Source organism: Streptomyces sp. NPDC003943 (genome assembly GCF_053605265.1).
On the sequence record NZ_JBSGIW010000080.1, the window covers coordinates 1 to 23,611 of the forward strand.

Sequence of the window (23,611 nt, forward strand, 5' to 3'; positions counted from 1 at the left end):
TTTTTTTTTATTCACCTTTGGGGGGGGCGGTGGGGTGGGGGGTGTATCCTTGCGGATCCCCCGGCCGCCGCGCACGGCCCTCACCTGCCCTTCGGGCCTAGCGGCGGGTGCGCCGTTGGAGCGAGTTGAGTGGGATTACTTGACGACGCCGATGGACGCGTAGTCGTAGCGGCCGTTGAACGCGTCGGCCGTGTAGACGTTGGTCAGTCGCGAGCTGCGCCAGATGATGTTCTTCTCGTTGGTGAACGGCAGGTAGACCGCGGCGTCCGAGACCTTGGCGTTGATCTGCTTGTAGAACTCGCCGGCCTTGGCCGGGTCCGTCTCCTTCAGCGCCTGGTCGAACAGGCCGTTGATGGCCGGGTCGTTCAGCTCGGAGAAGTTGTTGTTGCCGGACTGCAGGATGAAGCGGCCGTCCACGAGCGGCTGCAGGAAGCCCTGGCCGGTCGGGAAGTCGGCGGCCCAGCCCATGATGATGATGCCGTAGCCCTTCTCCTTGACCACCTTCGGCGAACCGATGATGCCGGAGGACTGGGCGCCGTCGTACGCGTCGATCTGGGCGTCGATGCCGACGGCCTTCAGCGAGTTCTGCAGCGACTCGGCGGTGGCGATCTCGATCTTCTTGTTGTTGCGGACCGCGATCGTGGTCTTGAAGCCGTTCGGCTTACCGCACTTCTTCAGCGCTTCCTTGGCCTTGGCCAGGTCAGGGGCGCCGGAGAGCTTGCCGTACGGGTCGGCCTTCGGGTCGGCACCCTTGATGCCCGGGGGCAGCATGTTCGGGGCGATGTCACCGCCGGCCTGCGGGCCGCCACGGGCGGTCTGCAGGGACTTGGAGTCGGCCGCGTAGATGATGGCCTTGCGGCACTCGATGTTCGGGATGACCGTCTGCGGGAACGCCGCGTACCGGATGAAGCCGGTCTGCGGGTTGTCGACGTTCTCCTTGTGCTGCTGGAGCACCTTCTGGCGGGCCGCGGCGCCGACACCGGTCGCGTTGAGGTCGAGGTCGTACTCGCCCTCGACGAGGCGGTTGTCCATGTCGTCGGCGTTCGTGGTGAACGTGACGCTGATCTTGTCCGGCAGGGCCTTGCGGATCGTGTCCGACTTCGCGTCCCACTTGTCGTTGCGGACCAGCTTCAGGGACTTGTTCGGGGTGTACGAGTCCCACTTGTACGGGCCCGAGGAGAACGGGTGCAGACCGTACTGGGCCTTGGTGTCCTTGTCCTGGCGGACCGGCGAGGACATGGGCAGCGCCAGCATCTGCAGGAAGTCGCCGTTGGCGGAGGCGAGCTTGAAGACGATGGTCTTGTCGTCCGGCGTCTGGATGGTGCTCAGACCCAGCTTGTCCGGGGCGGTGTCCTTGTACGGGCCCGGGTAGGTCTTCTTCGGGTCGAGCATCTGCTGGAGGTAGATCGGGCCGCCGGAGATGACGTCCTGCGCCCAGGTCCGCTCCATGCCGTACTTGATGTCCTTGGAGGTGATCGGCTTGCCGTCCTCCCAGGTGACCCCGTCCTTCAGCGTGAAGGTGTAGGTCAGGCCGTCGGCCGAGACCTTGCCGGTGTCGGTGGCGAGGTCGCCGACCAGCTCGGTGGAGCCGGAGCCGGGCACGGGCTTGTAGGTGACCAGCTGACGCGTGTAGTAGCGCGCGAAGTCGAAAACGAAGCCCGTGTAGGTGCGCGCCGGGTCCCAGGAGTCGGCCTCCTGCGACGCGATGAACTTCAGCTCGCCGCCCTTCTTGTCAGAGGGGCTGGCGATCTGGTTCACGCCCGCGTTGAAGCCGGGCGCGCCGCCCTTGCCCTTGTCGCCGCCGCTGCCGTTGCCGCCGCCACAGGCGGTGGTGACGACCATCGTGGCCGCCGCGAGCAGCGCACCCGCGGCGATTCTGCGCCTCTGGGAGCTGTTCATCGTCATGGTCGTGCAACCTCCGGAGTAATGGCGGCCGTCTTGCGGTGATCCGCCGTTGGGGATTCGCCTCCTGTCGACAGCGGCAGGGGCTGGTCTTGCGGGGGGAGCGGCGTACGGTCAGCGGGAGCCCTTCGGGTCGAGCGCGTCACGCACGCCGTCGCCGAAGAGGTTGAACGCAAGCACGGTGATGAAGATCGCGAGGCCGGGGAAGATCATGAAGAGCGGGTCGGACTCGTAGGTGGTGATCGCCGTCGACAGCATCTGGCCCCAGGAGGAGGTGGGCGCCTTGACGCCCGCGCCGAGGAAGCTGAGCGCCGCTTCGGTGAGGATGTTCGTCGGGATCATCAGGGTCGCGTAGACCATGATCGGCGCGATCAGGTTCGGCAGCAGTTCCTTGCGCAGGATGTAGAACCGGCCGGCGCCGAGCGACTGGGCGGCCTCGACGTACTCGCGGTTGCGCAGGCTGAGCGTCTGGCCGCGCACGATGCGGCCCACGTACGGCCAGCCGAAGAAGCCGATCACGACGACCAGGGCGAGGATGCGGACGCCCGAACCCTCCAGGCCGAACAGCGAGTTCGGCAGCACGGAGACCAGCGCGATGGTGAAGAGCAGCTGCGGGAAGGCCAGCATGACGTCCATGACCCGGCTGAGCGCCGCGTCGACCCAGCCGCCGAAGTAGCCCGCGACGATGCCGAGGATCGTGCCGAGCGCGACCGCGAAGAGGGCGGCGGCGAAGGCGACGAGCAGCGAGATCTGGGCGCCGTAGATGATCCGGCTGAAGACGTCACGGCCGTTGACCGGCTCGACGCCGAGCAGGAAGTCGCCGCTGATGCCGCCGTAGCTGCCGATCGGGGTGCCGAACAGCGGGTCGATCTGGTCCTCGTGGAACTGGTCCGGCGGGTGGCCGAGCAGTCCGACGATCAGCGGGGCGCAGATCGCGACGAGGATCAGGAACAGCACGACGAAGCCGCCGGCGAGGGCCAGCTTGTCCTTCTTGAGCCGCGTCCAGGCGATCTGCCAGGGGGAGCGGCCCTCGATCGCCTTGGCCGGCGTGCCGGGCACGGCGTCGACGGCGTCGGCGCTCTCTGCCGCACTCGTCTCGTGCAGTGGTGCCGTCATCGTGGTGAGGACCCCTCTCGGCCGCCGGGTCGCCGGCCCTTGCCCGCCGCGGGTAGCGGCTCGGTGGAACAACTGCAGGGCACCGGCTTCGTACAGCCGAACGCCCGGTGTTCCGGGGAGTCTTCAATGTGTCCGCGATCACCCGCCAGACTCCCAGAGGAATGTTTGCGTAAACGTGATGCGGTTCGTTGTCTTCCGTTATCCGGACGCCGGGCACACGTCAGCGGACCATCTCGGCCGCTATTCGACCAGAACGGACATCAGACCCAAGTGCTGTCGCGCGGGCGGGAATTGGGGCGACAGGAAGGCCGGAAACGGACGTTTCGGAGCTCGCCCGTCCGGTTCTCAGTACGCGCGCGGGGCGGCCGGCGGGTAGCCGTAACCGGTCGCGGGCGGGGCCGCGGGGGCCGCGTGCGCGTCACGGTCGTAGAACGGGCGCGAATGGGCGTAAAGCCACAGGGCGACCGGGTCGTACGTGTCGGACATCGCCACTGTCGAGACGGGCAGGCCGTCGGGAACGGCGGCGACCGTCTGGTGCATCATCGCCCGCACGGCCTCGACGGACGCCGGCGAGGAGTCGTACAGGTCGAGGCCGATGGCGAGGTACGGGGAGCCCAGCGCCGGCTGCACCCAGGCGCGGCGCAGCGAGCGGACGGCCGGGGTGCGGTGCGCGTTCTGTGTGAGCAGCGCGTAGAACTGCGGGATCTCCAGGGCGGGCTCGGAGAGCCGCAGCGGGCCCGCGGGCATCCGGTCGAGGCCGGTGGCGATGCGGCGCAGATCGGCCCAGGGGATGCCGACACCGCCGCCGGGGGCGTGCGGATTCAGCCAGATGCCCCAGCGGTCGGGGTAGAGGGCGCGGGCGATCTCCAGGCCGGACACGAGCTCGTGGGCGCGGGTCCAGCCGGAGGCCGCGAGCTCCTGGGCGGAGGTGACGCAGGGCGCGTACCCGTACCCGTCGACCTGCATGTTTCCGTACTGGGCGTCGGGCGAGCCGGCGGTGCCCTGCCAGAGCAGCATCCGGACCTCGGAGCCGGCCAGGGCGTGCAGCAGCTGTTCGTAGGTGTCGTGCCGCCCGGGTGCCACCTGGCGCAGCATGTGCTCGACCTGTCCGGCCGCAGCGGTGCCTGACGCGCTCACCCTGGGTCCCGCCCCTCTTGTTGTACGGCGCTTGTTGTACGGCTCGCCTGACTTCGGCTGAATGAGTTCAGCTTAAACAGGGGGTCTGTCACACGGCGGCGCGCTGGAAGAAGGGGCGCACCTTCTCCAGCATCCAGTCGCCGACCGGGTCCTGGGCCACGTCGAGCAGGATGAGGTTGACCGGCCAGGCGACCTCGACCCGGCCGAGGGCGCGGCCGAGGGCGTCCAGCGGCACCGCCAGGTCGCCGACGCCGCCGAGCAGCTGGACGCCGACGAAGAGGGCGGGTTCGGTGCCCTCGACGCTGGCGAGGACGCGGCGGGCGGTGGCGACGATGCCGGTGGCCTCGAACTCGGCGGAGGCGGCGGCGAGGAAGTCGACCGGGTCGTCCTGCCAGTCGGGCTCGAAGAGCCGCACCCGGCCGCCGTCGGCGGGGCCGTCGAGTTCGGTGCGGCCGGTCCGGCACAGCTCGGCGACGGCGGGCGGGGGCAGCGGGACGCCGACGGTGCCGCCGGGGTTCACGGCGATGCCGAGCTGCGGGGGCAGACCGCGGGCGAACTCGACGGCGGGGGCGACGGTGTACGACATGTGGTCGCCGACGCAGGCGAGGAACTGCTGCTCGGAGCTGAAGACCGGCACGTAGGGCGCGCCGTCGAGCTCCAGGGTGGGCAGGTCGAGGTCGGGGCTGTCGGGGCCGCCGCCGTTGGGCAGGGGCACCCAGACGGGGCTGCGGCCGAGGACCTCGACCAGGCGGCCTCCGGCGGCGGCGTTGCCGAGCGCGGCGGCCAGTACTTCCTCGAGCTCATTGCCCGGCCACGTCACGTCCACGCTGTCGTCGTCCCCTTCTCGATGCTCCCGGTGCCGTTCAGCCGGTGCGGTTCAGCACCTTAACGGCGTCTACCTGCCTCCGTGACCGAAAGGGGATGCGGAGTGCGTCACGGCACCTCCCGGAATCCGATCTTCCGCAGGGCGTCGGCGGCGTCCCGGTCGAGCAGGGTGACCGAGGCGCAGCCCGGCGGCAGGGCGCCCGCCTCGGCCGTGCGGACCAGCCGGCCGACGGCGCGGCGGTGCCGGGCGAAGGCGTAGCCGGAGACGCCGCGGCCGCGGGAGCGCTGGCCGGCGAGCGCGAGGGCGGGGTCGACGTCGAGCAGGATCAGGTGGAGGGCGGCGCCGCGCCGCCGGGCCGCACGGGCGAGCCAGCCGCGCACCCAGGACTGGGTGCCGCAGTCGTGGACGACCACCCCGGCGCCGGAGCGCAGGACGCGGCGCAGGCCGGCGTAGTGGGCGAGCCGGGCGAGCGGGCGGTAGAGGGCGTACGGCAGGAAGCGGGGCAGCCGGGCCTCCCAGCGCTCCCGGGTGTCCTGGGAGTCGACGGCCCGGCCGTCGGCCGCGCGGCCCAGCAGCGTGGACTTGCCGGCGCCGGGCAGCCCGGAGACCACGACGATGTCGCCGGCGGCGAAGCTGAGGACGCGCGGGCTGCGTCCGCCGCGCTCGCGCAGGTCGCGCAGGAGCCGCCCGCGGCGCACCCGGCGCCGGGTGCGCTGGACCGGTATGCCGGCGCTCGTGACGTAGGCGCTGGTGTGCCGGATCGTCATCGCTCACTCCCCCCGTCGGGTCCTGCGCGGACCTCTGCCCACGAAGTGTAAAGAAACGGTAATGAGACGCAAGCGATTTGCCGCGCGGACCCGCCGTGCAATGATGAGCGCGCCACGCGCTCGCACGAGCGCGCACAACCGCATACCGGCCGCTCGAATCCGCGCGGGAGAGTCCCGGGGCACTCGTGCACCCGGGCGCCGAAGGAGCAAGTACCTCCCTTGAATCTCTCAGGCCCCGTACCGCGTGGATGAGGCAGATCTGAAAAGCGGGACGCGTCGTCGCGTCCCCACCCAAGGTGCAAGCCGAGGATGCCCTCGGTGAACCTCTCAGGTTCCATGACAGATGGGGAGGATCGTCCTCACCGTCATGTACGTCGTGCCCTGCACGCCCTGGGACCCGGGAGCCACCCCATGAGCACTGCCCCCCGTCTGACCGCCCTCGATGCGCTGCATCGTTCGCTGGGCGCGACCATGACCGACTTCGCCGGCTGGGACATGCCGCTGCGCTACGGCAGCGAGCGCGACGAGCACAACGCCGTCCGCACCCAGGCCGGCCTCTTCGACCTCTCCCACATGGGCGAGATCACGGTCACCGGTCCGCAGGCCGTGGAGCTCCTGGACTACGCGCTGGTCGGCAACATCTCCACCGTGGGCAACGGCCGCGCCCGCTACACGATGATCTGCCAGGAGGACGGCGGCATCCTCGACGACCTGATCGTCTACCGCCTCGGCGAGACGGAGTACATGGTCGTCGCCAACGCCTCGAACGCCCAGGTCGTCCTCGACGCCCTCGTGGCCCGCTCCGAAGGCTTCGACGCCGAGGTCCGCGACGACCGCGACGCGTACGCCCTGATCGCCGTCCAGGGCCCGGAGTCCCCCGGCATCCTGAAGTCCCTCACCGACGCCGACCTGGACGGCCTGAAGTACTACGCGGGCCTGCCCGGCACGGTCGCCGGCGTCCCCGCGCTGATCGCCCGCACCGGCTACACCGGCGAGGACGGCTTCGAGCTGTTCCTGAAGCCGGAGCACGCCGAGGGCGTGTGGCAGGCGCTCACCGAGGCGGGCAAGGACGTCGGCCTGATCCCGTGCGGCCTGTCCTGCCGTGACACGCTCCGCCTGGAGGCGGGCATGCCGCTGTACGGCCACGAGCTGACCACCGCGCTCACCCCGTTCGACGCGGGCCTGGGCCGGGTCGTCAAGTTCGAGAAGACGACGAACGAGGGCCGCTTCGTCGGCCGCGAGGCCCTGGAGAAGGCCGCCGAGCGCGCCGAGTCCGCCCCGCCGCGCAAGCTGGTCGGCCTGATCGCCGAGGGCCGCCGGGTCCCGCGCGCCGGCATGTCCGTGGTCGCGAACGGCGAGGTCGTCGGCGAGATCACCTCCGGCGCCCCGTCCCCGACGCTCGGCAAGCCGATCGCCATGGCCTACGTGGACGCGGCCGTCGCCGCGCCCGGCACCGAGGGCGTCGGCGTCGACATCCGCGGCACCCACGAGCCGTACGAGGTCGTCGCGCTGCCGTTCTACAAGCGTCAGAAGTGACCTTTCGGCACCCCTCCGCGGGTGCCTGACGTGACGGTGACGTGACGCATTCGTCTCAGGACACGTCTCACCCCGCAAGACCCCCGTACATCCGCACTCCCCGCATCCAGGAGAATCAGGTCATGAGCAACCCCCAGCAGCTCCGCTACAGCAAGGAGCACGAGTGGCTGTCGGCCGTCGAGGACGGCGTCGCCACGGTCGGCATCACCGAGCACGCGGCCAACGCCCTCGGCGACATCGTGTACGTCCAGCTCCCCGAGGTCGGTGACACGGTGACCGCGGGCGAGTCCTGCGGCGAGCTGGAGTCCACCAAGTCGGTCAGCGAGCTCTACGCCCCCGTCACCGGCGAGGTCGTCGCGGCCAACCAGGACGTCGTGGACGACCCGTCGCTGGTGAACACCGCCCCGTTCGAGGGTGGCTGGCTGTTCAAGGTGCGCCTCACCGGCGAGCCGGAGGACCTGCTCACCGCCGACGAGTACACCGCCTTCACCGCAGGCTGACCGAGACCCCCAGGGATCGATTCATGTCGCTTCTCAACACCCCTCTCCACGAGCTGGACCCGGACGTCGCCGCCGCCGTCGACGCCGAGCTCCGCCGCCAGCAGACCACCCTCGAGATGATCGCCTCGGAGAACTTCGCTCCGGTCGCGGTCATGGAGGCGCAGGGCTCGGTCCTCACCAACAAGTACGCCGAGGGCTACCCCGGCCGCCGCTACTACGGCGGCTGCGAGCACGTCGACGTGGCCGAGCAGATCGCGATCGACCGGATCAAGGACCTGTTCGGCGCCGAGTACGCCAACGTGCAGCCCCACTCCGGCGCCTCCGCCAACCAGGCCGCGCTGTTCGCGATCGCCCAGCCCGGCGACACGATCCTCGGCCTGGACCTGGCGCACGGCGGCCACCTCACCCACGGCATGCGCCTGAACTTCTCCGGCAAGCAGTTCAACGTGGTCGCGTACCACGTGGACGACAACGGCCTGGTCGACATGGCCGAGGTCGAGCGCCTGGCGAAGGAGCACCGCCCGAAGGTGATCATCGCCGGCTGGTCGGCGTACCCGCGTCAGCTCGACTTCGCCGAGTTCCGCCGGATCGCCGACGAGGTCGAGGCGTACCTGTGGGTCGACATGGCCCACTTCGCGGGCCTGGTCGCGGCCGGTCTGCACCCGAACCCGGTCGAGTACGCGGACGTGGTGACCTCCACCACGCACAAGACGCTCGGCGGCCCGCGCGGCGGCATCATCCTGGCGAAGAAGGAGTTCGCGAAGAAGCTGAACTCCTCCGTCTTCCCGGGCTTCCAGGGCGGCCCGCTGGAGCACGTGATCGCGGCCAAGGCCGTCTCCTTCAAGGTCGCGGCCTCGGAGGAGTTCAAGGAGCGCCAGCAGCGCACCCTCGACGGCGCCCGGATCATCGCCGAGCGCCTGGTCCAGGACGACGTCAGGCAGCACGGCGTCGCGGTCCTGTCCGGCGGCACCGACGTCCACCTGCTCCTGGTCGACCTGCGCGACAGCGAGCTGGACGGCCAGCAGGCCGAGGACCGGCTCCACGAGGTCGGCATCACGGTCAACCGGAACGCCGTTCCGAACGACCCGCGCCCGCCGATGGTCACCTCCGGCCTGCGCATCGGCACGCCGGCCCTCGCCACCCGCGGCTTCCAGGCCGAGGACTTCCGCGAGGTCGCCGACGTGATCGCCGAGACGCTGAAGCCCGGCTTCGACGCCGAGGCACTGAAGGCCCGGGTGACCGCGCTGGCGGAGAAGCACCCGCTGTACCCCGGCCTGAAGTAATTTCGTACGATTTAGTTCCGGCTTTGTTCGTACGACAGCTCCGGGGCACCGCGCACACTGGACAGTGAGCGCGGTGCCCCACCGCTTTGCCGCCCTCCCCGCTCTTCCTGCTTGTTCTGCACCACCCCGGCAGACAACGGCGTCTAGCCCCACAAGGAGTCCCCCGTGGCCATCTCGGTCTTCGACCTGTTCTCGATCGGCATCGGCCCGTCGAGCTCCCACACGGTGGGCCCGATGCGCGCGGCCCGCATGTTCGCCCGTCGCCTGAAGAACGAGGGCCTGCTCGCGCACGTCGCCACGGTCCGGGCCGAGCTGTACGGCTCGCTCGGCGCGACCGGCCACGGCCACGGCACCCCGAAGGCCGTGCTGCTCGGCCTGGAGGGCCACTCGCCGCGCACGGTGGACGTGGAGAGCGCCGACGACGAGGTCGAGCGGATCAAGTCGAGCGGGAAGATCAACCTGCTGGGCGCCCAGGAGATCCCGTTCTCCTTCGACGACGACCTGGTCCTGCACCGCCGCAAGGCGCTGCCGTACCACGCCAACGGCATGACCGTCTTCGCCTACGACGCCGAGGGCGCGCTGGTTCTGGAGAAGACGTACTACTCGGTGGGCGGCGGCTTCGTCGTCGACGAGGACGCGGTGGCCGGCGAGAACCCGATCATCCCGGACGACACCGTCCTGAAGTACCCCTTCCGCACCGGCGACGAGCTGCTCCGGCTCACCAAGGACACCGGCCTGTCGATCTCCTCGCTGATGCTGGAGAACGAGAAGGCGTGGCGCACCGAGACCGAGATCCGCGAGGGTCTGCTGGAGATCTGGCGGGTCATGCAGGCCTGCGTCTCGCGCGGCATGTCCCGCGAGGGCATCCTCCCCGGCGGCCTCAAGGTCCGCCGCCGCGCCGCCACCTCCGCCCGCAAGCTGCGCTCCGAGGGCGACCCGGCCGCGCACGCGATGGAGTGGATCACCCTCTACGCGATGGCCGTGAACGAGGAGAACGCGGCGGGCGGCCGCGTGGTCACCGCCCCGACCAACGGCGCGGCCGGCATCATCCCCGCGGTCCTGCACTACTACATGAACTTCGTGCCCGGCGCCGACGAGGACGGCATCGTCCGCTTCCTCCTCGCGGCCGGCGCCATCGGCATGCTCTTCAAGGAGAACGCCTCCATCTCCGGCGCCGAGGTCGGCTGCCAGGGCGAGGTCGGCTCCGCCTGCTCCATGGCCGCCGGCGCCCTCGCCGAGGTCCTGGGCGGCTCCCCCGAGCAGGTCGAGAACGCGGCCGAGATCGGCATGGAGCACAACCTGGGCCTGACCTGCGACCCGGTCGGCGGCCTGGTCCAGATCCCGTGCATCGAGCGCAACGGCATGGCGGCCGTCAAGGCCGTCACCGCCGCGAAGATGTCGATGCGCGGCGACGGCAGCCACCTGGTCTCCCTCGACAAGGTCATCAAGACCATGAAGGAGACCGGCGCCGACATGAGCGTGAAGTACAAGGAGACCGCCCGCGGGGGCCTCGCGGTGAACATCATCGAGTGCTGAGCGGCTGAGCGACGACCACGGTGGGTGTGCCGCGCCATGCGGCACACCCACCGTCGTACGCGTCAGGAGCGTCCGTTACGAGGCACGCCGGGCGAACGCACGGGCGGCCCGCCGGCGCTCGGGGTCGAACGCGTCGACCGCGCCCGCGCCCTCGTTGCCGGGGCCGCTGTTCCAGCCGCCGATCTTGCGGGCGACGCCCTTGAGCCGCGGGTGGCCCGGCTTGACCGCGATCTCGAAGTGGGACTCCTTCGGCGTCGTGAAGTCGCCGCCCCAGGCGACGACGCCGTCGAGCTCGGCGAGGATGTCCCGGACGACGACCAGCTCGTTCGGGTAGAGGTTGCCCTTCGAGCCCGCGGGGTACCACGTGGGGCGGATCGCGAGGGCGCTGCCGGACAGGTAGTTCGACTCGTACGGCTCCGTCACGGCGCGGTCGCCGGTCCAGCCGTGCACGTCGCCGGGGCGCAGCGTGTCGATCTCGTAGTGGAAGCGCCGGGCCACGTGCAGCAGGACGGTGGCGGCGTCGCCGTCGGCGAGCGGGACGCGCTCGCCGCTGCCCTCGATGGCGTGGCTGTTGGCGTGGGCGAGGACGGACCAGCCGTTGCTGGACGTCGTCGGCTGCCAGGTGCGGCTGTCGGCCAGGGCCGGGGCGGCCCCGCCGAACTCGACCAGCGTCGCGGCGACCGCGACACCGGAGGTGGCGCCGATGAACCGGCGCCGTGAGAGACCGGTCAGGTTCATGACTGGTGCTCCTTTCTGGACGGGCTGACAAGACGTGCGAACGCGAACCGCAACAGGACGGCGAGCGCGACCAGGGCGACGACGGCGCAGATCACCACGGTGGGATTGACCCAGGCGGGCACCAGGTCGTAGTCCGCGTTACACTTGTTGTGCAGGGGGAAGAGCTTCGAGAACTCCTCGGTGTGGACCTTGCGATAGGCCTCGTCGTAGTTCTCGTGGCGCAGGTAGAGGCAGGTCTTGCGCACGTCGAGACCGCCGGTGAACAGGCCCCAGAGCCACGCCACCAGGCCGGCGCAGAGCGAGACGGAGAACACGCGCGCCCACCACACGGGGCGCCGCCATCTTCCGTCCCGCAGTCCGCCGGCGATGCGGAACAGGTTCCACAGGTTCCACAGCGTCCATCCGGCGAAGAGGATGAGGCCGAGGGGTACGAGGATGTGCTTCATGCTGCTGTTCTCGCCGATCGTTACCGGGCGGAGCGCGCCTGGGCGGCCTTGAGGTACTTCTCGTGGTTCGCCTTGAGCCGGGTCACGCTGCGCGTCTCCATGCCCATGCGGGCGAGCAGCGCGTCGACGAAGCCCTGCTCAAACCGCTGGAGCTTGTCGAAGCCACCCGGGAGGTTCTGGTAGGCCGCGGGCAGCGCCGCGCCCGCGTAGCCGATGAGGTACCCCTGGGCGACGGAGAGCGTTCCGTCGACCGCGGTCAGGGCGACATGGGCGGAGTTCTTGCAGTCCGTGGCGTTGCCCCACCGCCCGGTGAAGTAGTTGTTGAAGCGGCGCAGACCGCCACCGCCGTTGTAGTGCGCCTTCATCGCGTCGACGATGTTCTTGCCGCCTCGCACGGCCTGCGCGAGGAGGTAGCCGTCGGCGTCCTCGATCATGTCGTTGATGCCGAAGGACGAGGCGACGCCCGGGACGCCGAGCTTGGCGTGGGCGAACGCCAGCGGATCGGCGTACTGCTGTTCGGAGTTGCGCCAGTCGGTCCAGAACGTCATCAGGTCGCCTGCCCAGCCGCCCACGTCACCGCCGTTGGCGGACTTCTTGTCGCCCGGCTGGCTGGTCAGCAGGTGGGCGTTGGCCGTGGCCATCAGGTGCTCGGAGCCGAGCTGGTAGCCGGTGAAGGGATCGGTGAAGAAGGGCTTGACGCTCATGCCCCTGGAGTCGCAGAAGTCGACGAATCCGCCGTCGTAGCCGCCGATGAGGTACCACCAGCCGAGCTTGTTGGCCGTGTCCTTGTTGCCGTACGCGGAGTGCCGGATGTACTCCATGACCAGCTGGCTCTGCTTCTGGCCGGTGGCACCGTACTGGCCCGCCAGATCGTACAGCTTCTGGACATAGGCGATGAAGTCGTCCGCCGGGCCGCCCGACTGGTTCACCGAGGAGACACCGAGGTCGAGCCCGGAGGCGACATCGTTGTCCAGGTCGAAGGAGTCGGTGCCGTTGGTGACCTTGAACTCCTTGATCTGGTTGAACGCCCAGTTCCGCGGGATGGGGAAACCGAGGTTTCCGGAGAAGCCCCAGGACATGCCGGAGACGAAGGAGAACCGGGCGAACGTCTTGTTGCTGACGGTGCTGCAGACGTTCCGGGAGCCGTAGACACCGTGCGTGTACTTCTTGCCCTGACTGGCGAGGGCCGCCTGCACGCCCTGGAAGTACGGCACGATGGCGCTCGCGATCTCCTCGCTGGTCGCGTCGTAGTCGACGGCGAAGTAGATCGTGGTGCCCCGGTTGAAGCCGTAACCCTCGGCGCACTTGTGGGCGTTCAGACCGTGCTGGTAACCGGTGGTGTACGAGAAGTCCGACAGCTTGCGGGCGTTGTCCTGGTAGATCGGGAAGACCCGCAGCCCCGCGCGGAAGATGGTGTCCAGCTCCCCCGGCTTGATCTCCTTGTCCAGGGTCGAACCGGGCGGGTCGAATATGTAGCGGCCGACGAACCGGTAGTTGTTGTCGTACAGCCACTTCGCGCGGGACGCGGTGATCTCGTACCGCGTGTCCGACGCGGTCGCCTTGCGGTCGGGATCACCCATGGAGACCAGGAGCTGCGCCCATGTCTGGAAATCGCCGGTGCGGTTCTCGCCGAGCTTGTTGAACTTCTGGAACGCGAGGACCCAGTCGCCGAGCTTGCTGTCGAACGTGGAGCGCCAGGTCGTGACGACGGGGTCGCCCTCGGCGTCGAAGGTCGGCGAGTTGAAGAGGCACGCCGCCGAGAACAGCTGGACGAAGACTCCGGTGGCGCCCTCGGAGAGGGTGTGGGACCGCAGTCCCGCCTGCGTCGCGGGGCCGAAGGCGCCGTTCGGCGCGGCGATGCCCAGCTCGTACTGGAGGGCGATCATCAGCGACTTCTGGACGTCGCGGGAGTAGATGCCGTCGCAGGGGCCGATGTTGTAGGCGTCCTTGTTCCAGTAACGGCTGTTCAGCCACTGCTGGATCGTGCGGATCCCGTCGCTGCCGCCGGCCACGACGACATAGGCGTCCATGTTGAGTAGGGCCTTGGCGACCTTGGCGTTGATGACGCCCGGGCCGCCGATTCCCATGTCGGCGCGGAGCTTCGACACGGCGTCACGGGTGACACCGGTGAACCAGCCCTCGCTCTTGGGCTCCACGGCCCAGTACCCCTTGCACCACATGGCGAACTCGAGGATCGCCACGATGTTGCGGTTCTTGTCCCAGCCGAAGCCGATGTCGCCGAGCGCGGCCAGCTTCGAGTAGGTGGTCGGGCCGAAGGAGGCCATGACCGGAGTGATGCCGAGTTCCTTCTGCAGGCCCATGATCAGGGAGTTCATGGTTCCCCAGCCCGTGCGGCCGTCCTCGGGACACCTGACGTATCCGGCGACGTCGCCGTACGTGGAGTTCACCCACTTCTGGGCCCGGAGAACTTGCTCGTCCGCCACAGCTCAGTCCTTTCGTGCGTACTGGAGCGGACGTGCTGGTGTCGGCGCGGCGTGACGGCGCTTCCCCCTGTGGATGCGGGTTGGTCGGTCCCGCACGAGAAATCCGTGATCCGCCCCCGTTGGATGGATTTCCGGTTGCCGAAACTACCCACGCCCCGGTGGCCTGGACCAGTGATCTTCCGGCCACGGGTGCCCGTGTTGCGGTGATTGTCATCACGTGCCGGATCCGCGAACAGTGGGAACCTTTGGGGACCGCGGGTCGTCCGCGCACGTGAGGCGGCCGGCCCCCGGAAGCCTCCCGGGGCCGGCCTGTTCCTCCGTCAGGCGCGGACCCAGAGGACGATGACGTCCTGGCGGGTGGAGCTGAAGGGCTCGCAGGAGAAGATCGGGCCCCAGACCTGGTAGCCGGCCTTCCCGGCGGCCTGGCAGTCGGCGTACGAGGCGTAGGAGCCCTGGGCGTAGTAGCCGGGGCCCGGGTTGGCCTGGGCGGCGCCGGCCGCGCCGAGCGCGAGGGCTCCGGCGGTCACGGCGGTGGCGAGAGCGGCAGCTGTGCGGCGGTACATGGCATGTCCTCCTGAAAACGCCGGGATGCCCCGGCGGAGTACCTGACGATGCGATGTGGTGCGTTACGTACCGGCTGCGCAGCCGGGGACGAACGTATCGTCAGGGACACGCCCGCACAATAGGTCTAGGCCAATCCCCCGCGAAGACCCGGCGAAAAGCGGCTCACTCGGGCAGCAGCCAGTGCGGGTCCGGCACCACCGTGAGCAGCGCGGAGACCAGCACCACCGCGGCGAGCACGCCCAGCTCCACCCGGGCCGGGGGCTGCGCGTCGGCGCCGCGGAGCATGCGGCGGCGGGCGGTGAGCGCGAGCAGCGCGGTGAGGCCGAAGAGGGCGAGCTTGACCAGCAGGACCCTGCCGTACGCGGTGCTGAACACCCCGTCGAGCGGGAGCCGGCGCAGGGTGGAGAAGGTGCCGGTGACGCAGAGGGCGCCGAAGACCCAGGCGGCCATCCTCGCGTAACGCGTCAGCACCTCAGGGGCGCCGCCGCGCAGCCGCATGGTGCGCAGCACGTGGGCCAGCGTGCCGAACCACAGCGAGGCGGCCGTCAGGTGGACCACGGTGAGGCCGACGCCGATGGCCGGGCTGTACGACTCGGGGTGGGCGCGCATCGCCTCGGCGCCGACCGCGACGGCGAGCGGGAGCGCGGCGAGGGCCGGGCGGCGGGTGACCGCGCAGACGGCGGCGAGGACGAAGGCGTTGGCCGTGACGAGGATCAGCCGGCCCTCGCGGAGCCCGTACACGGTGCTGAGCCCGAGTCCGCTGACGGCGGCGAGCAGGAGCAGCAGTCCCACGGAGGCCGCGCAGCCCAGGGCGGCGGCGGGCAGGGACCAGCGGCGCGGCAGCGGGCCCTCTCCGGCGATGCGGACGCCGGCGAGTTCGCCGACGGTGCCGGCGAAGGCGACGAGGACGAGGAGCCGCAGCAGGGTGATGGTGCCGGCGGCGGGGATCACGAGTTCGCCGGTGCCCGTCTGGGCGAGCCCGGCGCCGAGGAGCGCGACGGCGAGGACGGCGGTTCCGGCGAGAACCGCTGCCGTCAGGCGGGTCGGAGTGCCGAAGGGTCCGGGGAGCGTCACCCCATGATCGTCACCGGGGTCCGGACGGGCGGCAACTCACGTACGTACGCATGGTCGTACGCGGTCCGCGAGAGGCTCGGCGGCCCCGCGCCCGCCCGTCCGCCGGACAGACCTTAGGCCTGCTTGGCCTTACTGAGGTGGGCCCAGAACTCCTCGAAGGTGAGCTTGCCGTCGTCGTTGCCGTCGCGCTGGGCGATGATGGCCTCGGCGACCGTCTCGGTCACGTTGAAGTCACCCATCTCGGCCATGACGTGCTTGTACTCGGCGGCCGTGATGAAGCCGTCCCCGTCCACGTCGAACTTGTTGAATGCCGTGCGAGCCGACTCGATGTCCGCCACTGCTTCCGCCCCTTCATGGTGCTTCGGTACTTCGATGTAGGGGGCCAGATTAGCGGGGCGCCGCCGTGTCGCATGATGGGGGCATGAGCGCTGACACGGCCGGATCGGTGGCGGGGGTACTGGCGGCGGCGGCCCGGGGGGACTTCCCGGCGCCGGACGGTTCGACGACGATCTTGCCGCAGCCGAGCGGCCGCGACGCGGGCGTGCTGTCCTTCACGGCGCACTCGGTGGTGTTCCTCGACGAGGACCCGGAGTGGATCCGCGCCGAGCTGGCCGCGGCGTCCGCGGACCCGCTGGTCGCGAGCATGACCCCGGCCTTCCTGACCGCGCTGACGGCCCGCACCGGCCGGTACATGAACACCATCGACCTGATGACGGTCGCGGACGCGCTGCCGGGCGACCCGGGGATCGAGCTCCGGGAGATCGACGACCAGGAGCATCCGCGGGTGGCCCGGGCGCTGAAGTACCGCGACGACGTACGGGTGTGGGTCACCGACGGCGGTCTGGTGACCCTGGGCCGGGGCGTGGCGGGCCGGACGGAGGTCGCGGTCGAGGTCGACGAGGACGTCCGCCACCGCGGCCTCGGCCGCGCCCTGGCGACCGCGGCCCGCCATCTCACCCCGGACCCGGTCGTCTGGGCCCAGGTCTCCCCCGGCAACGCCCGCAGCGTCCGCACGTTCCAGGCGGCGGGCTACCGAGCGGTCGGGGCCGAGGCCCTGCTGGTGGCCCGCTAGGCGCTAGCGGAAGATGCCGGTGTGGCCGAGCGAGTAGCGGCCCGGCTGCGGGTACACCGCCAGGCCGTGCGGGCCGCTGCCGACCGGGATGCGCGCCAGCTGGCTGCCGTTCGTCGTGTCGATCGCGTACACCTCGGAGTCGTAGCGGCCGGAGAGCCACAGCACCTTGCCGTCGGCGGAGACGCCGCCCATGTCCGGGGAGCCGCCGTCGGGGAGCCACCACTTCTTCGTGAGCTTGTTCTTGGTGAAGTCGAAGACGGAGACGGAGCCCTCGCCGCGGTTGGAGACGTACATCTCCCTGGAGTCGCGGGAGACGTAGAGGCCGTGACAGCCCTTGCCGGTGGGCAGCAGGGTCGGGGTGGTGAATCTGTCGCCGTCGAGGACCCACATGCCGTGGGCCATCATGTCGGCGACGTAGAAGGTCTTGCCGTCCGGGGAGATCTTCACGTCCTGCGGCATGGCGCCCTGGAAGGGCAGTTTCTGCTGGCCGACGACCTCCATCCGCTCGGTGTCGACCTTGAGCAGCTCGCCGGAGAACTCGCAGGAGACGATGAAGTAGCGCCCGTCGGCGGAGAAGTCGGCGTGGTTGACGCCGTAGCAGGTGACGGGGACGGTCTTCTTCCGCTCCATGGTGTGCGGGTCGCGGAAGACGAGCTCGCGGTCGAGCGAGGCCATGACGACGGCGTACCGGCCGTTCGGGGTGAAGTACAGGTTGTACGGGTCGTGGACCTCGACGGGTTTGCCGGCGGTGCCGGTGGCCGGGTCGATGGGGGTGAGGGTGTGGCCGCGGTCGTTGTTGACCCAGAGGGTCTTCATGTCCCAGGAGGGGACGACGTGCTGCGGCTGGTTGCCGACCGGGATGGTCTCGATGACCTTGTAGGTGGCCGGGTCGATGACGGAGACCGTGTTGGAGTTGGTGTTGGGGACGTAGACCCGGGAGGGGAAGTCCTTGACGACCGGTGAGAGCGCGTTCGGCCGGTCGGCGGCGTAGACGTCGTCGGGCTTGAGCAGCGGCGGCATGCCGGGCAGTCCGGTGGGCACGGGGGTCCGCTTCTTCGGTACGGCGGGGAGCGCGCCGGCCTCCTTGGTGCCGCCGGTGCGCGGGGTCGCCGGGTGGGGGCTGCCGCAGCCGGCCAGGCCGGCGCCGAGGGCGAGCAGCAGGGCGACGGCGCCCAGGGTCCTGGTACGAGTCGTGAGTTTCGGCATCAGCTCAGCAGCTCCGTGGTGGTCACCGCGCGCAGGCCGCGGCGGTCGAGGTCGGCGAGGAGGTGGGGCAGCGCGGCGACGGTGTCCGGGTAGCCGAAGTGGAGGCTCACGACGGAGCCGGCCCGGATCCGGCCGGTGACGTTGGCGACGACGGCCGCGGGTCCGGGCGAGGTGAAGTCGAGCGAGTCGACGTCGTACGACAGGACGTGCGGGTAGCCGGCGCGGCGGGCGGCCCGCTGGACGACGGCGCCGGCGTGCTGGGTGCGCGAGGGCCGGAACCAGGTGCCGATGGAGCCGGTGAGGCGGCGCAGCCGGCGCGCGCAGCCCTCGATCTCGGCGAGGGCGTCGGTCTCGGCGAGGGCGTCGATGCCGATGTGACGCTGGGTGTGGTTGCCGAGGTCGTGGCCGCCGTCCAGGATGCGCCGGGCCATCTCGGGGTGCTGGTCGAGCCACTCGCCGACGGCGAGGACGGTGACGTGGGCGCCGGCGTGCTCGGCCCGGTCGAGGATCGCGCGGGCGAGGGCGGGGTCGCCCTGGCCGTGGAAGGTGAGGGCGACCCGGGGGCGGTCGGGCGGGCCGCTCGCGATCTCGGTGGGGCGGCCTGGGTAGCGGCGGGGCGCCGGGGCGGCGACGGGGGCCGCGGGGGCGGGGCTGTGCGGCCCGGGCTCGGGGCGCGGCTCCGTACCGCAGGCGGTGGCGAGGGCTCCCGCGAGGGCGGTGGCCGCGCCGGCCCGGAGGGCACCGCGGCGGTCGGTCGGCATCACGGGCACCATTTAAAGGCTGTTAAGCCCGAAAGATAACGATTGAGCCGATTCAGGACGTTTGCGGGTCGCGATCAGCCGTCCAGCATGCGGACGAGCCGGGGAAACACCCGATGAACCCCATACTTATTCATCGTTTACAAGGCAGGTGCTCTAGGTCACCAACGATTCATCGGCGATGAATCCCTGTATGTCCGGATATGACACGGTAGGGACTTTTGGCACCGAGGCCACCTGTCTGCCATAGTCGATGACACGACCCCCATTGACCCGGGCCAGGTCGACATAGCTGCCGTGGGCGACACCCCCCCTAGCCCACGGCGCTCCACACGAAAGCCCCCAGGCGCCCCACCAAGGCGGACGGGGGCTTTCGTGCGTCCGGGCGGCCCTGAGGTATCAGCGGTCCATGACCCGCATCTCGAACCAGGTGGTCTTGCCGCGCGGCGCCAGGTCGACCCCCCAGCGGTCGGAGAGCTTGTCGACGAGGAAGAGGCCGCGGCCGCTGGTGTCCAGCTCGTGCACCGGCATCAGACAGGGCAGCCCGCGCGAGGGATCGCGGACCTCGATCCGGATCCAGCCGCGGCGGCGCAGCATCCGCAGTGCGAAGACCCGGGCCCCGGTGTGCCGGACCGCGTTGCCGACGAGTTCGGAGACGAGCAGCACCGCGTGCTCGGAGATCTGCGGGTTCAGTTTCCAGTGGCGCAGCACCACCCACTCGGTGAGCCGGCGGGCGAGCGCGGCGGACTCGGGGCGGGACGGCAGCCGGACGTCCTCCTCGGCCGGGTTGCCGTACATCGCCAGCGCCTCGGTCGCCAAGTCCTGTACGTCCGGGGCCGGTTCGTCCTCGGCGCCCGGCGCCCACCGTGCGGCGGTCGCACCGCCACGCTGCCGCGGTTGTTCCGTACCCTCCAGGCCCGCCATGCCCCCATCATGGCCGGACCGAGCCGCCCGCGGGGCCGTTCCGGGGGAATCGCCCCCCGGAATCGACAATTCCACGAGACTGACGGAGGCATATGCCAAAGTCAGTCGAAAGACGGTCGCGGGACGGTCGGGCTCAGACGAACTTGGCCTTGCCCGGGCCCTCCTCGACGAAGCTGCGCATCCCGCGCTCCCGGTCCTCCGTAGCGAACAGACCGGCGAACCAGGTGCGTTCGATGGCGAGGCCGGTGTCGATGTCCGCCTCCAGCCCCTGGTCGATCGCCTCCTTGGCGGCCCGCAGCGCGACGGCCGGGCCCTGCGCGAGCTTCGCGGCCCAGGCGTGCGCCTGCTCGTACACCTCGTCGGCCGGGACCACCCGGTCGACCAGGCCGAGCTGGAGCGCCTCGTCGGCCTTCACCATGCGGCCGGTGAAGATGAGGTCCTTGGCCTTGGAGGGGCCGATGAGGCGGGAGAGCCGCTGGGTGCCGCCGGCCCCCGGGATGAGGCCGAGCAGGATCTCGGGCTGGCCGAGCTTGGCGTTGTCCGCCGCGATCCGGTAGTCGGCGCACAGCGCCAGCTCGCAGCCGCCGCCCAGCGCGTAGCCGGTGACGGCCGCGACGACGGGCTTGGGGACACGGGCGATCGCGGTGAAGGAGTCCTGCAGCGCGCGGGACCGCTTGACCATGGCCACGTGGTCCATGACCTGCATCTCCTTGATGTCCGCGCCGGCCGCGAACACCTTCTCGCCGCCGTGGATGACGACCGCGCGGACGTCGTCGCGGTCGGTCACCTCCTGGGCCAGCTCGCGCAGCCGGTCCTGGGTGGCGATGTCCAGGGCGTTCATCGGGGGACGGTCGAGGCGGATCGTGCCGACGCCTTCGGCGACTTCGAGGTTCACAGTCATGGTCCGAAGGTTAGCCGCCGTTAACGCGAAGGGCCCCGGTGCGGTTGGTCACAGCACCGGGGCCCTGTCGGCTCGTACGGGACGAGACTTACGCCTTCCACTCCGACCAGGACATGTTCCAGCCGTTGAGGCCGTTGTCCGGCTGGATCTGCTTGTCCTTCGAGTTCTTCACGATGACGACGTCACCGATGAGCGAGCGGTCGTAGAACCAGGCCGCCGGCGTCGAGCTGTCGCCCGCGCCGCGGGCGTCGCGCAGACCGACGCAGCCGTGGCTGGTGTTGGTGTTGCCGAAGATACCCGGGGAGCCCCAGTAGTTGCCGTGCACGAAGGTGCCGGAGCTGGACAGGCGCATCGCGTGCGGCACGTCCTTGATGTCGTACTCGCCGCCGAAGCCCACGGTGGCCCCGTTCATGCGGGTCACCTTGTACTTCTCGCTGATGACCATCTGACCGTTGTACGTCGTCGTGGACGGCGCGCCCGCGCTGATCGGGATGGTCTTGATGATCTTCCCGTCGCGCTCGACCTTCATGGTGTGCGCCGAGGCGTCCACCGTGGAGACCTGGCGGCGGCCGATGGTGAAGGAGAAGGTCTTCTTCTGCTTGCCGTAGACGCCCGGCCGGCCCTCGACGCCGTCGAGATTCAGCTGCACGGTCACCTTGGTGCCGGCGGCCCAGTAGTTCTCGGGACGGAAGTCGAGGCGGTCGTTGCCGAACCAGTGGCCCTCGATCGGCACGGCCGGCACGGCCGTCACCTTGATGGCGCGCTCCACGGCCTCCGGGTCGGTGATGCCCCGGGTGAAGTTGATGGAGACCGGCATGCCGACGCCGACGGTCTCGCCGTTCTCCGGCGTGTAGTGGCCGATGAAGGTGTTCTTCGGGACGAGCGTGGTGAAGGTGGTGTCCTTCGCCGACTCACGGCCGTCGGAGTCCTGGGCGATCGCGTGCACCTTGTACTGGGTGCTCGCGGACAGGTGCGCGGTCGGCTCCCAGCTGGCGCCGTCGGCGGAGATCTTCCCGTCGACCTTGTTGCCCTCGGAGTCGGCGACCGTGACCGTCGTCAGCTTGCCCTGGTCGGCCGTCACCTTCAGCGCTCCGCTGGTGGCGACGGAGTCCGCGCCGTCCTTCGGGGCGACCGTGACGACCGCCTGCGAGGCCGCGTTCTCCTGCTTGCCGCCGGCGCTGCCCGCCGGATCCTGGCCCCCCTTGCCGCCGCCGGTGGCACCGCCGCCGCCCCCACACGCGGTCAGGACGAGGAGCAGCGTCCCCGTCGCCAGGGCGCCCAGGCGGGCGCTGCGGCGCCGTCGGCCCGTGGCCGCCTCGGATATCGGCTGCCCGTTCACTATGGATCTCTCCCCTCGCACGACCCGGCACCGCCAGGGCCCCACCCCCGTGCGCATCCTCTCGCGCACACGGCGTTAGATAATCACACCGTGGGACACGAAAGTTCCTCGTGAATGTCACCGTTCAGTCGCAGTTGCCGTGATAGAGCGGAAGCTGCCCCCTCACTTGGCTTCCGAACCCGGGGCCGAACCCTCAGTTCAGGGCCGAGCCCTCCTTCCAGCGGCGCCACTCCACGTTCCAGCCGCCGAGCCCGTTGTCCGGGGCGACCTGCTTGTCGCGCGAGTTGACGACCTCGATCACGTCCCCGATCAGCGTCCGGTCGAAGAACCAGCCGGCCGGGGTGTCAGCGCCGCCGCCCTTCACGTCCCGCAGGCCGACGCAGCCGTGGCTGACGTTCGCCGAGCCGAAGGTGTCCGCCGAGGCCCAGTAGTTGCCGTGCAGGAAGGTGCCCGAGTCGGTGAGACGCATCGCGTGCGGCACGTCCTTGATGTCGTACTCGCCGCCGAAGCCGACCGTCCGCCCGTCCATCCGCGTCACGTCGAACAGCTCCGTGACCACCATCTTCCCGTTGTACGTGGTGGTCTTCGGCGCGCCCGCCGTGATCGGCAGCGTGGTGAGCGGCTCGCCGTCGCGCAGGATGTCCATGGTGTGCTTCTCGGCGTCGACGCGGGAGACCTGCGAGCGGCCGACGGTGAAGCCGACGGTCTTGCGCTGGATCCCGTAGACACCCGGCGCGCCCTCGACGTCGCGCAGGGCGAGGTCGACGGTGACCCTGGTGCCCGGCTGCCAGTACGCGGCGGGGCGGAAGTCGAGCCGGTCCTTGCCGAACCAGTGGCCGACGACCTCCACCGGCGGGTCGGAGGTCACGCTGATGGCCCGCTCGACCTCGGCGCGGTTCTCGATCTCCCGGTTGAAGGAGAAGGAGACGATCATGCCGACGCCGACCGTGGAGCGGTTCTCCGGCTTGAAGTAGCCGATGAAGCGGTGTTCGGGGACGACGGTGGTGAAGGTGGTGTGCCGGGCCGAGCGGCGGCCGTACCCGTCCAGGGCGACCGCGTCCACGCTGTACTTGGCGGCGAGCGCGAGCCGGGTGCCGGGCCGGGGCCGCCAGCGCAGCCCGTCCGCGGAGAGCTCCCCCGCGAGTTCGGTGCGCTGGGCGTCCTCCACCTGGACCACCGTCACCCGCTCCAGGCGCCCGCTGTCGACCGAGATCTCCACCGGGTCCCCGGCGAGGACCCCGCGGCTGCCGTCCTCCGGGCTCACCCGGATCACATCGCCCGGCGCCCGGGCCTTTCCGGGCAGGGGGCCGTCGAAAAGGCCGCCGCCCGCGCCGCCGCCGTCCGTTCCGCTGCAGCCCGCCAGGCCCGCGAGCAGGCCCGCCACGGCGAGCGCGAGCCCCGCCCGCTTCAGTACATGTCTCACGCCCGGCCCAACGACGGCCCCCCTCCAGGGGAAACGTGCGCGCGCGGCATGTTGGGAGCGCGGCCGACCGGGCAGAACAGTCGGGAGGACGTACGGGGAGCCGCGGCCGGGACGCCGCC

General features: G+C 70.3%; 22 protein-coding genes and 1 riboswitch. Of the genes, 5 read left to right on the forward strand and 17 right to left on the reverse strand.

Annotated elements, in window-relative coordinates:
* Nucleotides 1–135: 135 nt before the first annotated feature.
* From ACWEV0_RS27560 to ACWEV0_RS27580, 5 genes are all read right to left on the reverse strand, one after another.
* Nucleotides 136–1,905, reverse strand: coding sequence for an ABC transporter substrate-binding protein (locus ACWEV0_RS27560; protein ID WP_453152202.1), 1,770 nt, complete (start codon nucleotides 1,903–1,905; stop codon nucleotides 136–138).
* A 111-nt stretch (nucleotides 1,906–2,016) separates the two neighbouring features.
* Nucleotides 2,017–3,018 carry an ABC transporter permease gene (locus ACWEV0_RS27565; protein ID WP_403791863.1) on the reverse strand — a complete coding sequence of 334 codons (1,002 nt, stop codon included), beginning with the start codon at nucleotides 3,016–3,018 and terminating at the stop codon, nucleotides 2,017–2,019.
* 345 nt (nucleotides 3,019–3,363) lie between these two features.
* Entirely contained in the window at nucleotides 3,364–4,155 is a 792-nt protein-coding gene (locus ACWEV0_RS27570; RefSeq protein ID WP_453152203.1) for an enhanced serine sensitivity protein SseB C-terminal domain-containing protein, read from the reverse strand.
* 88 nt (nucleotides 4,156–4,243) lie between these two features.
* Entirely contained in the window at nucleotides 4,244–4,981 is a 738-nt protein-coding gene (locus ACWEV0_RS27575; protein ID WP_453152204.1) for an enhanced serine sensitivity protein SseB, read from the reverse strand.
* Nucleotides 4,982–5,088: 107 nt separating this feature from the next.
* The gene (locus tag ACWEV0_RS27580) at nucleotides 5,089–5,748 is read right to left on the reverse strand and encodes an AAA family ATPase (protein ID WP_453152205.1); all 660 of its coding nucleotides are present in this window, start codon (nucleotides 5,746–5,748) and stop codon (nucleotides 5,089–5,091) included.
* Nucleotides 5,749–5,902: 154 nt separating this feature from the next.
* A riboswitch (glycine riboswitch) is annotated at nucleotides 5,903–6,001 on the forward strand.
* 158 nt (nucleotides 6,002–6,159) lie between these two features.
* On the opposite strand from ACWEV0_RS27580, the gene gcvT reads away from it, so the two are divergent.
* The 4 genes from gcvT to ACWEV0_RS27600 all read left to right on the forward strand — a co-directional run bounded on the left by gcvT (nucleotide 6,160) and on the right by ACWEV0_RS27600 (nucleotide 10,603).
* On the forward strand, nucleotides 6,160–7,284 hold the full coding sequence (gene gcvT / locus ACWEV0_RS27585) for a glycine cleavage system aminomethyltransferase GcvT (RefSeq protein ID WP_453152206.1): 1,125 nt from the start codon (nucleotides 6,160–6,162) through the stop codon (nucleotides 7,282–7,284).
* 122 nt (nucleotides 7,285–7,406) lie between these two features.
* Nucleotides 7,407–7,784 (forward strand): glycine cleavage system protein GcvH, encoded by a 378-nt coding sequence (gene gcvH / locus ACWEV0_RS27590; RefSeq protein WP_453152207.1) that lies wholly within the window; start codon nucleotides 7,407–7,409, stop codon nucleotides 7,782–7,784.
* A 23-nt stretch (nucleotides 7,785–7,807) separates the two neighbouring features.
* The gene (locus ACWEV0_RS27595; RefSeq protein WP_453152208.1) at nucleotides 7,808–9,067 is read left to right on the forward strand and encodes a serine hydroxymethyltransferase; all 1,260 of its coding nucleotides are present in this window, start codon (nucleotides 7,808–7,810) and stop codon (nucleotides 9,065–9,067) included.
* A gap of 165 nt (nucleotides 9,068–9,232) precedes the next feature.
* Nucleotides 9,233–10,603 carry an L-serine ammonia-lyase gene (locus ACWEV0_RS27600; RefSeq protein WP_453152209.1) on the forward strand — a complete coding sequence of 457 codons (1,371 nt, stop codon included), beginning with the start codon at nucleotides 9,233–9,235 and terminating at the stop codon, nucleotides 10,601–10,603.
* A gap of 75 nt (nucleotides 10,604–10,678) precedes the next feature.
* On the opposite strand, the gene ACWEV0_RS27605 is transcribed toward ACWEV0_RS27600, so the two are convergent.
* The 6 genes from ACWEV0_RS27605 to ACWEV0_RS27630 all read right to left on the reverse strand — a co-directional run bounded on the left by ACWEV0_RS27605 (nucleotide 10,679) and on the right by ACWEV0_RS27630 (nucleotide 16,207).
* Nucleotides 10,679–11,341, reverse strand: coding sequence for a hypothetical protein (locus tag ACWEV0_RS27605; protein WP_453152210.1), 663 nt, complete (start codon nucleotides 11,339–11,341; stop codon nucleotides 10,679–10,681).
* Nucleotides 11,338–11,787 carry a hypothetical protein gene (locus tag ACWEV0_RS27610; RefSeq protein ID WP_453152211.1) on the reverse strand — a complete coding sequence of 150 codons (450 nt, stop codon included), beginning with the start codon at nucleotides 11,785–11,787 and terminating at the stop codon, nucleotides 11,338–11,340. Before ACWEV0_RS27610 ends, ACWEV0_RS27605 begins: the two co-directional genes overlap by 4 nt.
* 20 nt (nucleotides 11,788–11,807) lie before the next feature.
* Nucleotides 11,808–14,231 (reverse strand): glycoside hydrolase domain-containing protein, encoded by a 2,424-nt coding sequence (locus tag ACWEV0_RS27615; protein ID WP_453152212.1) that lies wholly within the window; start codon nucleotides 14,229–14,231, stop codon nucleotides 11,808–11,810.
* A gap of 320 nt (nucleotides 14,232–14,551) precedes the next feature.
* Nucleotides 14,552–14,794, reverse strand: coding sequence for a hypothetical protein (locus ACWEV0_RS27620; RefSeq protein ID WP_453152213.1), 243 nt, complete (start codon nucleotides 14,792–14,794; stop codon nucleotides 14,552–14,554).
* Between the two features lie 163 nt (nucleotides 14,795–14,957).
* The gene (locus tag ACWEV0_RS27625; protein ID WP_453152214.1) at nucleotides 14,958–15,869 is read right to left on the reverse strand and encodes a CopD family protein; all 912 of its coding nucleotides are present in this window, start codon (nucleotides 15,867–15,869) and stop codon (nucleotides 14,958–14,960) included.
* 113 nt (nucleotides 15,870–15,982) lie between these two features.
* Entirely contained in the window at nucleotides 15,983–16,207 is a 225-nt protein-coding gene (locus ACWEV0_RS27630) for an EF-hand domain-containing protein (RefSeq protein WP_451610510.1), read from the reverse strand.
* Nucleotides 16,208–16,290: 83 nt separating this feature from the next.
* Between ACWEV0_RS27630 and ACWEV0_RS27635 the strand changes: the two genes are divergently transcribed.
* On the forward strand, nucleotides 16,291–16,941 hold the full coding sequence (locus tag ACWEV0_RS27635) for a GNAT family N-acetyltransferase (protein WP_453152215.1): 651 nt from the start codon (nucleotides 16,291–16,293) through the stop codon (nucleotides 16,939–16,941).
* 3 nt (nucleotides 16,942–16,944) lie between these two features.
* Here ACWEV0_RS27635 and ACWEV0_RS27640 read toward each other — a convergent pair whose 3' ends face one another.
* From ACWEV0_RS27640 to ACWEV0_RS27665, 6 genes are all read right to left on the reverse strand, one after another.
* Complete coding sequence (locus tag ACWEV0_RS27640) at nucleotides 16,945–18,147, reverse strand: YncE family protein (protein ID WP_453152216.1); 1,203 nt, start codon at nucleotides 18,145–18,147, stop codon at nucleotides 16,945–16,947.
* Complete coding sequence (locus ACWEV0_RS27645; protein ID WP_453152217.1) at nucleotides 18,147–18,908, reverse strand: polysaccharide deacetylase family protein; 762 nt, start codon at nucleotides 18,906–18,908, stop codon at nucleotides 18,147–18,149. Before ACWEV0_RS27645 ends, ACWEV0_RS27640 begins: the two co-directional genes overlap by 1 nt.
* Nucleotides 18,909–19,304: 396 nt before the next feature.
* Nucleotides 19,305–19,934, reverse strand: coding sequence for an ATP-binding protein (locus ACWEV0_RS27650; protein ID WP_453152231.1), 630 nt, complete (start codon nucleotides 19,932–19,934; stop codon nucleotides 19,305–19,307).
* 28 nt (nucleotides 19,935–19,962) lie between these two features.
* Nucleotides 19,963–20,730 carry an enoyl-CoA hydratase/isomerase family protein gene (locus ACWEV0_RS27655; RefSeq protein ID WP_453152218.1) on the reverse strand — a complete coding sequence of 256 codons (768 nt, stop codon included), beginning with the start codon at nucleotides 20,728–20,730 and terminating at the stop codon, nucleotides 19,963–19,965.
* An 88-nt stretch (nucleotides 20,731–20,818) separates the two neighbouring features.
* Nucleotides 20,819–22,069, reverse strand: a complete 1,251-nt coding sequence (locus ACWEV0_RS27660) for a L,D-transpeptidase (protein WP_453152219.1) — start codon at nucleotides 22,067–22,069, stop codon at nucleotides 20,819–20,821.
* 193 nt (nucleotides 22,070–22,262) lie between these two features.
* Complete coding sequence (locus ACWEV0_RS27665; protein WP_453152220.1) at nucleotides 22,263–23,492, reverse strand: L,D-transpeptidase; 1,230 nt, start codon at nucleotides 23,490–23,492, stop codon at nucleotides 22,263–22,265.
* Nucleotides 23,493–23,611: the final 119 nt, after the last annotated feature.

Excerpts from the sequence above, each read along its gene's own strand:
- ACWEV0_RS27560 (WP_453152202.1), bottom strand. The coding sequence starts at position 1,905 with ATGACGATGAACAGCTCCCAGAGGCGCAGAATCGCCGCGGGTGCGCTG.
- ACWEV0_RS27565 (WP_403791863.1), bottom strand. The coding sequence starts at position 3,018 with ATGACGGCACCACTGCACGAGACGAGTGCGGCAGAGAGCGCCGACGCC.
- ACWEV0_RS27580 (WP_453152205.1), bottom strand. The coding sequence starts at position 5,748 with ATGACGATCCGGCACACCAGCGCCTACGTCACGAGCGCCGGCATACCG.
- gcvT (WP_453152206.1), top strand. The coding sequence starts at position 6,160 with ATGAGCACTGCCCCCCGTCTGACCGCCCTCGATGCGCTGCATCGTTCG.
- gcvH (WP_453152207.1), top strand. The coding sequence starts at position 7,407 with ATGAGCAACCCCCAGCAGCTCCGCTACAGCAAGGAGCACGAGTGGCTG.
- ACWEV0_RS27595 (WP_453152208.1), top strand. The coding sequence starts at position 7,808 with ATGTCGCTTCTCAACACCCCTCTCCACGAGCTGGACCCGGACGTCGCC.
- ACWEV0_RS27605 (WP_453152210.1), bottom strand. The coding sequence starts at position 11,341 with ATGAACCTGACCGGTCTCTCACGGCGCCGGTTCATCGGCGCCACCTCC.
- ACWEV0_RS27610 (WP_453152211.1), bottom strand. The coding sequence starts at position 11,787 with ATGAAGCACATCCTCGTACCCCTCGGCCTCATCCTCTTCGCCGGATGG.
- ACWEV0_RS27620 (WP_453152213.1), bottom strand. The coding sequence starts at position 14,794 with ATGTACCGCCGCACAGCTGCCGCTCTCGCCACCGCCGTGACCGCCGGA.
- ACWEV0_RS27635 (WP_453152215.1), top strand. The coding sequence starts at position 16,291 with ATGAGCGCTGACACGGCCGGATCGGTGGCGGGGGTACTGGCGGCGGCG.
- ACWEV0_RS27640 (WP_453152216.1), bottom strand. The coding sequence starts at position 18,147 with ATGCCGAAACTCACGACTCGTACCAGGACCCTGGGCGCCGTCGCCCTG.
- ACWEV0_RS27645 (WP_453152217.1), bottom strand. The coding sequence starts at position 18,908 with ATGCCGACCGACCGCCGCGGTGCCCTCCGGGCCGGCGCGGCCACCGCC.
- ACWEV0_RS27655 (WP_453152218.1), bottom strand. The coding sequence starts at position 20,730 with ATGACTGTGAACCTCGAAGTCGCCGAAGGCGTCGGCACGATCCGCCTC.